The following is a 10,916-nucleotide window of genomic DNA, read 5'->3' as shown; positions in this document are numbered from 1 at the left end:
CGCAGGAGACGGGGAACTAGACTGGTAGGCAACTATGGCACTGACAATCTCCTACCCCGCCGATCTCCCCGTCTCGGAACGCCGCGCGGACATCATGGCCGCGATCGCCGCGAACCAGGTCGTCATCATCGCCGGGGAGACCGGCTCGGGAAAGACCACCCAGATCCCCAAGATGTGCCTCGAGCTGGGCCTTGCCGAGCACGGCATGATCGGCCACACCCAGCCGCGTCGGCTCGCCGCCCGCACCGTGGCCGAGCGCATCGCAGAGGAACTGCAGGTGACCCTCGGCGAGGAGGTGGGCTACCAGGTACGCTTCACCGGGTCCGTGGGCCGCAGGACGAAGCTCAAGCTCATGACCGACGGCATCCTGCTGGCCGAGATCCAGCACGACAGGCTGCTGCGCAAGTACAGCACCATCATCATCGACGAGGCCCACGAGCGCAGCCTGAACATCGACTTCATCCTCGGGTATCTCAAGCGCATCCTGCCGCAGCGCCCGGACCTGAAGGTCATCATCACCTCGGCCACCATCGACCCCGAGCGCTTCGCCGCGCACTTCGTGGCCGACGCCGCCGTCGAGGTCACCTCGCCGGCACCGATCATCGAGGTCTCCGGCCGCACCTACCCCGTGGAGATCCGGTACCGGCCCCTCGACCAGCCGCCGGGCGGGCTCGACGACGGCGATACCGCGAGCGGCGCGGACAGTGAGCTGGAGGAGGAACGCGACCCGCTCGACGCCGTGGCCGACGCCGTCGACGAGCTCTCGCTGGAGGCGCCGGGAGACATCCTCGTGTTCTTCTCCGGCGAGCGCGAGATCCGCGACGCCGCAGAGGTGCTGCGCGCCAGGATCCAGTCGACCCCGCGCCTGCGTGGTACGGAGGTGCTGCCCCTGTTCGCCCGGCTCTCGCTCGAGGAACAGCACCGCGTCTTCCGCCCCACGGGCAGTCACCGGCGGATCGTGCTCGCGACCAACGTGGCCGAGACCTCCCTGACCGTGCCCGGCATCAAGTACGTGATCGACACCGGGACGGCGCGCATCTCCCGCTACTCGCACCGTACGAAGGTGCAGCGCCTGCCGATCGAGCGTGTGTCGCAGGCGTCGGCGAACCAGCGCTCGGGCCGTAGCGGCCGCGTCTCCGACGGCATTGCCATCCGGCTCTACTCGGAGGAGGACTACGCCGCCCGCCGTCCCTTCACCGAACCCGAGATCCTGCGCACCTCACTCGCCGCAGTCATCCTGCAGATGGCGGCGCTGGGCGTCACGCGCGGGCCGAAGGACATCGCGGACTTCCCGTTCGTGGAACCTCCGGAGTCGAAGGCCGTCAACGACGGCGTGACCCTGCTGCGCGAGCTCGGAGCCCTGAAGGACGACGGCGGCCTCTCCCCCGTGGGACGCAAGCTCGCCCAGTTGCCCGTGGATCCACGCCTCGGACGCATGATCGTCGAGGCGGGCGAGCGCGGGGCGGTGAAGGAAGTGATGGTTCTCGCCGCCGCCCTGACCATCCAGGATCCGCGGGAGCGACCCTCGGCGGACCAGCCCGCCAAGCAGCAGCAGGCCGCGGAGAAGCACAAGCGCTTCGTGGACGAGAACTCGGACTTCACGGCCTATCTGAATCTGTGGCGGTATCTGCAGCAGAAGCAGGACGAACTGTCCTCCACGCAGTTCCGCAAACTCTGCCGGGCGGAGTTCATCAACTATCTGCGCGTGAGGGAGTGGCAGGATCTGTTCCAGCAGCTGCGCCAGCTCGCGAAACCGCTGGGCATCACGCTGGACTCCGGCCCCGTGGATCCTGTGGGCCTGCACGAGCCGATCCACATCAGCCTCCTGGCGGGCCTGCTGAGCAACATCGGCCTGTACGACCAGCGCAAGCGGGAGTACGCCGGAGCGCGTGGTACCCGCTTCGCGATCTTCCCGGGTTCGTCGCTGTTCAAGAAGTCCCCCGACTGGGTCATGGCCGCGGAGCTCGTGGAGACCTCGCGGCTGTGGGCGCGCGTGGTGGCGCGTATCGATCCGCTGTGGGCCGAGCAGGTGGCACCGCACCTGGTGAAGCGCTCCTACAGCGAACCGCACTGGTCCCGGAAGATGGGTTCGGTCATGGCGTACGAGAAGGTCACGCTCTACGGCGTGCCGATCGTCCCGCAGCGGCGCATCAACTACGGCCGGATCGATCCCGAGCTCGCCCGGGAACTGTTCATCCGCCATGCTCTCGTGGAGGGCGACTGGAAGACGCACCACACCTTCTTCAGCCGCAACCAGGCACGGCTGGCCGAGGTGGAGGAGCTCGAGAACCGCCTGCGCCGCCGGGACCTGCGGGTGGACGACGAGACCCTGTTCGAGTTCTACGACCAGCGCATCGGTCCCGACGTGGTCTCGGAGCGGCACTTCGACTCCTGGTGGAAGAAGGCACGCCACGATCGTCCCGACCTGCTCGACTTCGACCCTGACCAGCTCCGCAGCGACGACGCCGCCGAGCTCGACGAGACGGCGTTCCCGACCACATGGCACCAGGGGGGGTTCGAGCTCCCGCTGACCTATGAGTTCTCGCCGCTGACACCGGGGGCGCACGACGGCGTGACCGTCACCATCCCCGTCCTGTTCCTCAATCAGCTCGACGCGGGGCCGTTCCGCTGGCAGATCCCCGGCCAGCGCGTGGAACTCGTCACGGCCCTCATCAAATCGCTGCCCAAGCAGGTAAGGAAGAACTTCGTCCCGGCTCCCGACGTCGCCCGTACCGCGGTCGCGGCCCTGGCCGCGGATGCGGATCCCGCGCACGACGACCTCGAGACGTCGCTGGAGCTCGTCCTGCGCCGTGCACGCGGCCAGATCATCCCTCCGGGTTCCTGGAACTGGTCCGCCGTCCCGCAGCACCTGCTGATGAGGTTCCGGGTGGTTGACGCCGACGGGCGCGTCCTGGACGAGTCCCGCGATCTGGAAGCACTCAAGGAGTCCCTCGCCCCCGCCGTCAGCCGGGCCATCGCGCAATCCCTGGGAGCGACGCCGGGCAGCACGCGTCCGGCGGCCACACCGGGGCGTGGAAGAGCGGGCCGTGGAGGACCGGGTCGGCCACGCGCCGGAACGGGACCGGCTGGCAGGCAGACCGGCGGTGGGCAGGGCACCGGTAGGGACGCGAGCCGCGCAGCGTCCGCTGCCGCCAGTCCCGCTGCCGGCTCAGGCGGTGGCGTCGCCCTCGCGGAGGCTCCTGCCGTGGCCGAGCGCACCGGCGAGAGGACCTGGGTCTTCGGCACCGTGGAGCGTGAGATCTCGCGCTCCGTCGCGGGCCACCGGGTGACGGGCTTCCCCGCGATCGTGGACGAGGGCACCTCGGTGGGGCTGCGGGTCCTCCCGACGGCGAGTGAACAGGCCACCGTCATGCGCGCAGGGATCATCAGGCTCCTGGCGTTGCGCATCCCGAGCCCGGCGAAGTACATACTGGAGCACCTGAGCAACACGGAGAAGCTCACGTTCAGCCAGAACCCGCACGGGAGCGTGGCCGAGCTGATCGGCGACTGCACCCTGGCGGCCATCGACAAGCTCGTCCCCGCGGAGCTTCCCTGGAGCGAGGACGCCTTCGACCGACTCTACGAAATGGTGCGCGCCGAGCTCATCGATACGGTGTTCACCGTGACGGCGACGGTGGAGAAGGTGCTCTCCAGTACGCGGCGCATCCAGAAGCAGCTCAAGGGCACCACGAGTCTGGCGCTGATCACGGCGCTGAACGACATCCGGAGTCAGCTGGAGCACCTCGTGTACCCGGGTTTCGTCGCCGCGACAGGCTATGCGCAGCTCGCCCAGCTCCCCCGCTACCTGCGGGCGATCGAGATCAGGCTCGAGAAGCTCCCCACGAACGTGCAGCGCGACGGCCTCTCGATGGCCACCGTCCAGCGCCTCGAGGACGACTACGACGACGCCGCCGCATCCCTGGCCGCGGGCCGGTACCGTCCGCCCTCTCTCAGGCGCATACGGTGGATGATCGAGGAACTGCGGGTCAGTCTGTTCGCCCAGGATCTCGGGACGGCCTATTCGGTGTCGGAGAAGCGGATCCGGACGGCGCTGAACGAGGCTCTCGCCGAGGCGCGCCGATAGCACGGCGTCACCGGCCCCGACGGCTCAGCGCCGGGGCCGGTGAGGAGCCGGTCGCAGTGAGGAGTCAGTCGGAGACGTACTCCCCCTGGCCGGCGTCACGCAGGGCGTCGCGCAGTCTCTGTGCCGCCTCGTCCAGCGCCGCGGGATCCGGGGAGAGATCCACACGCTTGACGTCGAAGTCCGCGGGTGACTGCGTGGGCCATACGTGGACGTGGAAGTGCGGCACCTCGTAGCCCTCCATGAGGACACCGACGCGCCGCGCGTCGAAGGCCTTCTCCTGCGCCTGGCCGATCCTCTGGGCGACCGCCATCACCTTGGAGAGCAGCTCCGGCTCGGCCTCCAGCCAGTGCACGATCTCCCGCCGCGGGACCACGAGGGTATGGCCGGGGGTGATGGGTGCGATCGTCAGGAAGGCGACGACGTCGTCGTCCTGCCAGATGAACCTCCCCGGGATCTCACCGTCGATGATCTTCGTGAACATGGTCGCCATGGGTGCTCCTGATGTATCGGTGGGCGGCGAGCTCCGGTCGGAGCCGCCCGGCAGCCGCACACGGCCGCGCAGCGGTGGTGGTGCGGGGCGTCCTGGGTGCATGCCCTCGACGCTACCGCGACCGGACCAGGCGGACCAGTGGTGATCCGCCGGACCGGCACGGGGGCGTACTGCCCGCTCAGGCGCCGGTAGCGACGGGCAGCCCCTCGGTGGTGGACCACTGCGACCAGGACCCCGGGAAGAGCGACGCGCTGATCCCGGCGATCTCCAGTGCGGCGATCTCGTGTGCGGCGGTGATCCCCGAGCCGCAGTACACCGCCACGTTCCCCTGGTCGGCGCCGAGTGCACTGAACCGGCGGCGGAGGTCCGCGGCGGACCGGAAGCGCCTGTCCGGGCCGAGATTCTCCGCGGTGGGGGCGCTCACGGCACCCGGGATGTGGCCGGCCTTCGGGTCCACGGGCTCCTGCTCGCCGCGGAAGCGGTCACCCGCGCGGGCGTCGAGCACGACGTCCACCGAGGCGTCATCGAGCAGATCCGGGATCGACACGACGGGCATGTGCCCGCTGGAGAGGGTCACGGAGCCCACGCAGTGCTGCTCCTGACCGCCCTCCACGTCGAAGCCGGCAGCACGCCAGGCGCTCAGGCCGCCGTCGAGCAGGCTGACGGAGCCGAAGCCGGCGTCGCGCAGGAGCCACCAGAGGCGGGCCGCCGCGAGATTGCCGGAGTCGTCGTACGCCACCACGGTGGAGTCGTCGTCGAGCCCCCACTGCCGGGCCGATTCCTGGAACGCCTCGGCGTCCGGCAGCGGATGGCGCCCCAGACCCGGGCCGCCCGGGGCACACAGCTGGGTCTCCAGGTCCACGTACACGGCACCGGGGATGTGGGCTTCACGGTAGTTCTCATGGCCGTGGGGATCGCCCAGGGCCCAGCGCACGTCGAGCAGGATCAGCTGCGCGCCGGAGGTCATCCGGTCCTGCAGTTCCTGCACATCCATCAGAGTCTTCATCGAGATCTCCTGTCGGAACGGATGACCGGCACGCGAGGTCCTTCGCGTACCGGTCCTGATGCACGCCAGTCCACCACACCGGCGGGCGTGCACCAAGAAGTGTCCGCGCCGATCTGTGCCCGCACCCATCGGTGCTCGTCCGCCGCCCGCGTCCGCCGGATCGGGGTGCGGCTTGTACGCTGGCCCGATGGCACGGTTCAGCTCCGCGGACAGATCATGGGCCGACGACGCCGTGCGGCGCATCGAGGCCGACAGCAACAGATCCGCCGATACGCATCTGTTCGCGGTGCCGCTCCCGGAGCACTGGGGCGTGCAGGTCTACCTCAAGGACGAGTCGACACACCAGACGGGAAGCCTGAAGCACCGCCTGGCCCGCTCGCTGTTCCTGTTCGGCCTCGTCAACGGCTGGATCACGGAGGGGTCCATCATCGTGGAGGCCTCCAGCGGGTCCACCGCGGTCTCCGAGGCCTATTTCGCACAGCTGCTCGGCCTCGAGTTCGTCGCGGTCATGACGGCCACCACGAGTCCCGAGAAGATCACGCTGATCGAGCAGTACGGCGGTACGTGCCGCTTCGTCGAGCACGCCTCGGACGTCTACGCCGAGGCCGAAGCCGTGGCCCGGCGGACCGGGGGTCATTACATGGACCAGTTCACGTTCGCCGAGCGGGCCACGGACTGGCGCGGCAACAACAACATCGCCGAATCGATCTTCGGCCAACTGAGCCTCGAACCGCACCCGCTGCCTGCCTGGATCGTCGTCGGCGCCGGCACAGGGGGTACGAGCGCCACCATCGGGAGGTACCTGCGCTACCACCGGCACCCCACGCGGCTCGCCGTCGTCGACCCGGAGAACTCCGCCTTCTACCCGGCGTGGGCCAACCCCGGCTCCCGGCCGAGCGGGCGTCCCTCCCGCATCGAGGGGATCGGCAGGCCACGCCTGGAGCCGAGCTTCGTCCCGAGCGTGATCGACACCATGATCCAGGTCCCGGACGCGGCGTCGGTCGCTGCCGCCCGGCACCTGCGCACGCTCACCGGTCTGCATGCCGGGCCCTCCACCGGCACGAACCTCTGGGGTGTCTGGCAGCTGGTGGCCGATCTGGTGTCCGAGGGACGCACCGGGAGCATCGTGTCGCTGATGTGCGACTCCGGGGACCGCTACGCGGCAACGTACGACGACGACGCCTGGCTGGCGAACCGCGGCCTGGACCCGACGGGTGCGCTGGCTGTCCTCGAGGACTTCTTCGCCACCGGTTCCTGGCCGCCGACGCTGGACGGAGCAGGCGCGTACCCCGGCTGAGACCGCCGTCAGAGGTCGACGGACTCGCGGAGTGCCAGATGCCTGAAGGCCGTCCCGAAGGGCTCGGCGAGCCGCGTCAGATTGCCCTCGAAGAGATCGAGACCCGGCTTGCTGAGCAGCGCCTCATGGATCTGGAAGGCACGCGGTGCCCTGACCGCGATGACGAAATCGACGACCTCCGAGAGCTTCGACCACGGAGCGTGCACGGGCACGAGGAGCGTCCGGACCTCCACACCGTCCGGCACGGTGAACGAGTCGCCCGGGTGGTAGAGGGAGCCGTTGATCAGGAAGCCGACATTGCCGACCACGGGGATCAGCGGGTGGATCAGCGCGTGCTGGTTCCCGAAGGTCCTGAGCTCGAACCCGGCGGCGGAGAACTCCTCCCCGCCCCCCACGGCGTGCAGCCGGTCGGTGGCCCCGTCGAGTGCGTCACCGAGCGCGTCGATCACCCCGGCCGGTGCCCACAGCTCCACGGCGGCGTTCGCCTGCAGGAACGCGACCACGCGCTCCTGGTCGATGTGGTCCGGGTGCTCGTGGGTGATCAGGATGACGTCGGCGCCATCGAGGGCCTCGTCGACCTCGGAGAAACCACCCGGGTCGACGACGAGCACGGAGCCGTCCTGGTCGAGCCGGACGCAGGAATGGGAGAACTTGGTCAGCTGCATGGCCCCACACTACCCCTGACGCCGCTGATAATCTGGAAGCTCATGCAGGGCGCCGGCAGGCCCACGGAAGGGAAGTGAGATGACGCCCGAAGCAGTTCCCGGTGCGGTCGCGGCAGGCGCCGGCGCCCCGGTCCCGGTCCGCAGGGGCTCCGAACAGCGCATGACCCGTCAGCGTCGGGCGGTCAGCGCCGCGCTCGACGATCTCGACGACTTCGTGAGCACGCAGGAACTGCACCGGGTGCTGCGCGAGCGTGGAGCGTCCGTCTCGCTGCCCACCGCCTACCGCATCCTGCAGTCCATGGCCGACGACGGCCTGGTGGACGTCCTGCGCAATGCGGACAACGAGGCGGTCTACCGGCGGTGCGCCGTGGAGCACCACCATCATCACCTCCTGTGCACGTACTGCGGCAGGGCCGTGGAGATCGAGGCGCCCGCCGTCGAGCAGTGGGCCGGACGCATCGCTGCCGAGTACGGTTTCACCGATGCCGCGCACACCGTGGAGATCCAGGGCGTGTGTCCCGAGTGCACGGTGCTGCGGAACCGCACCTGAGTGCTGCCGGGATCTCCGGTGACTGAGCGGCGACACCAGCTCAGCGCTCGGCGCTGTCAGCTCAGGTCGACGGCGTGGGGGAAACCCCGGAGCCGCGGGCGGAGGCGCTGACGGTTCTGCGGCCGGCGGTACCGGTGACGCGGCGTGAGGCGATCAGGCGGCAGGCCAGGTAGATGGCGAACGAGATCGTGGTGACGTAGGGGCTGATAGGGACACGTCCGCCTAGGGCGAGCAGGATCCCGCCCACCACCGAGACGCAGGCGAACGCGACGCTGAGGACGACGACGCGCCCCGGAGCCGCGGTGAGCTTCAGCGCCGCTGCAGCGGGCGTGATGAGCAGCGAGAGCACCAGCAGCGCACCGACCACCTGGATGGACAGGGCCACGGCGACGCCGAGCAGCACCATGAACAGGATCGACAGACCACGAACGGGAACACCGCGTGCCTCGGCCAGATCCGCATCGGCGCTCGCGAAGGTCAGCGGACGCCAGATGGCCGCGAGGACGACGATCACCACGACGGCGCTGCCCACCAGCAGACCCAGCTGCACGTCGTCGACCGAGACGATCTGGCCGGTGAGGAGCCCGAACTTGTTCGCAGCGCGGCCCTCGTAGAGCGAGAGGAAGAGGATCCCCAGACCGAGGCCGAACGGCATCACCACCCCGATGATGGAGTTCCTGTCGCGGGCCCGGATACCCATGAGCCCGAGGACGAGGGCGGCGAGGACCGACCCGACGAGGGAGCCTGCCACCACGTTCGCCCCGACGAGCAGTGCGAAGGCGGCGCCGGCGAAGGACAGTTCCGCTATGCCGTGGACGGCGAAGGCGAGATCGCGCATCATCACGAAGACGCCGATCAGGCCGCCGAGGAGCCCGAGGACGGCTCCTGCCAGCAGCGAGTTGCGCACGAGCGGCAGGAGCTCGGCGTAGTTGTCGAAGGTGAAGACAGCCGCCAGGGCCTCCTGGAAGTCCACGCCTCAGACGACCTCGTGATGGTGGGTCGTGGCATCGGGCAGCCCGACGACGACGATCCGGCCGTTGCTCTCGAGGACCTCGACGGGGCTGCGGTAGAGATCGGAGAGCACCTCGCTCGTCATGACCTCGGACGGTGCTCCCACCCGGAATCTGCCGTCCGCCAGGTACAGGACGCGGTCGACATAGTCGATCACGGGGTTGATCTCGTGGGTCACGAAGACCACGGCGCTGTTCCTCTCGTGGGACTGCCGGTTGATCAGCGCACTGACCGCCTGCTGGTGGTGCAGATCCAGGGAGAGCAGCGGCTCGTCGCAGAGCAGAACAGCGGGATCGGCCGCGAGCGCCTGTGCGGCACGGAGTCGCTGCTGCTCGCCACCGGAGAGGAGTCCCACCGGCGTATCGGCGTAGGAGCGTGCCCCGACGTCCTCGAGGAGGGCATCCACCCGTTCGGTGTAGCCCTGCGTCCTCCAGCGGACCCCCCAGCGATGGCCGTCGACGCCGAGCCCCACGAGATCGCGTGCCCTGAGCGGGGTCTCGGGGGGAAAGGACTTCTGCTGCGGGATGTAGCCCAGCGCCCGTGATCCCCGTGCCACCGGCCGGCCGTCGAGCAGGGCCGTTCCCTCATCGAGCGCCTGCAGCCCCAGCAGCACCTTCAGCAGGCTCGTCTTGCCCGACCCGTTGGGCCCGAGGACGGCGAGGAACTCCCCGGGCATGATGTCGACGTCGAGCCCCTGCCAGAGCGTGCGAGTGCCGAAGGACAGCCCCGCTCCCCGCAGACTGACCGCCGGCCGGACCGCGGCCTGCTTCGGCGGTGCTGCCGGTCCGGGGTTCGTCGAGGCCATGGGCGACTTCCAGTCTGTCGTGGGGGCGAAGGAGAGTGGTGCGCCCCTCATGGTTCGAGGACGGCTGCGATGTTCTCGGTGTTGGCCCTCATCCAGGACACGTAGTCCTCGCCCTCGGGCAGGGTCTCGCTGAAGTCCAGCACCGGAAGACCGGCCTCGTCCGCGCTCGAGCGCACCAGCTCGGTCTGCGGACTCTCCGTCTGCTCGTTGTAGGCGAGGAAGGCCAGCGTGCCGTTCGAGACGAGTGTCGTCATCTCCTCGATCGCGGCGACCGGAACATCGGTGCCCTCCTCGATGGCCTCCGTGAAGGCCGGGGGCGTGACGTTCTCGAGTCCGGCCGCCTCGAGGAGGTAGACCGGAACGGGCTCTGTGACACCGACGCTGCCTCCGGGACCGTCCGCATCGAGATCATCGAGCCGGTCCCTGATGGGAGAGAGCTCCTGGATGAAGGCGGCGGCGCGCGCGCGGTAGTCCTGCGCATTCGGCTCGTCGAGACGGGCGAGTTCCTCTGCGATGGCAGTGGCGAGGGCTTCCATGGCCGGAAGGCTGTACCAGACGTGCTCGTTGGCAACCTCCGGTCCCAGCCCCGACAGCTCCACCGCGGTCAGCACGGGTCCGACGCCGGTGTCCTCCGCGAGCCGCCCGAGGAAGGGATCGTAGCCACCGCCGTTGTCGACGACGAGGTCGGCCTTGGACACCGTCAGCTTGTCCTGCACCGAGGGTTCGTAGGAGTGCGGATCCTGTCCGGGACCGTCGACAATGGGCGTCACCTGCACCTCCGGTCCTCCCACCCGCGCGGCGATGTAGCCGAAGACATCGGTGCTGGTCACGACGGAGATCGCGTCGTCGCCGCTGTCCGGCACGGCCGGACTTCCTGCGTCGCCGCCACAGCTGACGAGAGCGAGGACGGTCACCGCGAGGAGCGCGGGCAGGGCCGACCTGCGGTACATGGGCATTCGAACCTCGATCGAGCTAATGAGAACTGTTTACAATAACGGACCGAGTTTA

9 protein-coding genes are annotated in these 10,916 nt (G+C 69.2%); 3 read left to right on the top strand and 6 right to left on the bottom strand.

The window, feature by feature from the left end; genetic code table 11:
• Positions 1 to 34 precede the first annotated feature (34 nt).
• Entirely contained in the window at positions 35 to 4,084 is a 4,050-nt protein-coding gene (hrpA, locus tag E8P82_RS09200; RefSeq protein ID WP_136454243.1) for an ATP-dependent RNA helicase HrpA, read from the top strand.
• Between the two features lie 64 nt (positions 4,085 to 4,148).
• Here hrpA and E8P82_RS09195 read toward each other — a convergent pair whose 3' ends face one another.
• Together E8P82_RS09195 and E8P82_RS09190 are read right to left on the bottom strand one after the other, a co-directional pair.
• A complete protein-coding gene (locus E8P82_RS09195) occupies positions 4,149 to 4,574 on the bottom strand; it encodes an HIT family protein (protein WP_136454240.1) in 426 nt (141 codons plus the stop codon).
• A 178-nt stretch (positions 4,575 to 4,752) separates the two neighbouring features.
• A complete protein-coding gene (locus tag E8P82_RS09190; RefSeq protein WP_136454237.1) occupies positions 4,753 to 5,580 on the bottom strand; it encodes a sulfurtransferase in 828 nt (275 codons plus the stop codon).
• Positions 5,581 to 5,767: 187 nt separating this feature from the next.
• On the opposite strand from E8P82_RS09190, the gene E8P82_RS09185 reads away from it, so the two are divergent.
• The gene (locus tag E8P82_RS09185; RefSeq protein WP_136454235.1) at positions 5,768 to 6,877 is read left to right on the top strand and encodes a PLP-dependent cysteine synthase family protein; all 1,110 of its coding nucleotides are present in this window, start codon (positions 5,768 to 5,770) and stop codon (positions 6,875 to 6,877) included.
• 8 nt (positions 6,878 to 6,885) lie between these two features.
• Here the strand turns inward: E8P82_RS09185 and E8P82_RS09180 are convergent, their stop codons facing one another.
• Positions 6,886 to 7,542 (bottom strand): MBL fold metallo-hydrolase, encoded by a 657-nt coding sequence (locus E8P82_RS09180; protein ID WP_136454233.1) that lies wholly within the window; start codon positions 7,540 to 7,542, stop codon positions 6,886 to 6,888.
• Positions 7,543 to 7,621: 79 nt separating this feature from the next.
• On the opposite strand from E8P82_RS09180, the gene E8P82_RS09175 reads away from it, so the two are divergent.
• Positions 7,622 to 8,092: a Fur family transcriptional regulator gene (locus E8P82_RS09175; protein WP_136454230.1), complete on the top strand. Its 471-nt coding sequence runs from the start codon at positions 7,622 to 7,624 to the stop codon at positions 8,090 to 8,092.
• Between the two features lie 61 nt (positions 8,093 to 8,153).
• On the opposite strand, the gene E8P82_RS09170 is transcribed toward E8P82_RS09175, so the two are convergent.
• Genes E8P82_RS09170 through E8P82_RS09160 form a run of 3 tightly spaced genes read right to left on the bottom strand, consistent with a single transcriptional unit; the run spans position 8,154 to position 10,858 of the window.
• Positions 8,154 to 9,065 (bottom strand): metal ABC transporter permease, encoded by a 912-nt coding sequence (locus E8P82_RS09170; RefSeq protein ID WP_136454227.1) that lies wholly within the window; start codon positions 9,063 to 9,065, stop codon positions 8,154 to 8,156.
• Between the two features lie 3 nt (positions 9,066 to 9,068).
• Positions 9,069 to 9,908, bottom strand: coding sequence for a metal ABC transporter ATP-binding protein (locus E8P82_RS09165; RefSeq protein ID WP_136454224.1), 840 nt, complete (start codon positions 9,906 to 9,908; stop codon positions 9,069 to 9,071).
• Between the two features lie 47 nt (positions 9,909 to 9,955).
• The gene (locus E8P82_RS09160; RefSeq protein ID WP_136454221.1) at positions 9,956 to 10,858 is read right to left on the bottom strand and encodes a metal ABC transporter solute-binding protein, Zn/Mn family; all 903 of its coding nucleotides are present in this window, start codon (positions 10,856 to 10,858) and stop codon (positions 9,956 to 9,958) included.
• Positions 10,859 to 10,916: the final 58 nt, after the last annotated feature.

Origin of the sequence: Arthrobacter echini, assembly GCF_004803505.1 — a bacterium.
GTDB classification, from domain to species: Bacteria; Actinomycetota; Actinomycetes; order Actinomycetales; family Micrococcaceae; genus Arthrobacter_D; species Arthrobacter_D echini.
The sequence above is the reverse complement of the archived record's forward strand: the minus strand, read 5'-3'. Positions and strand labels throughout refer to the sequence as shown.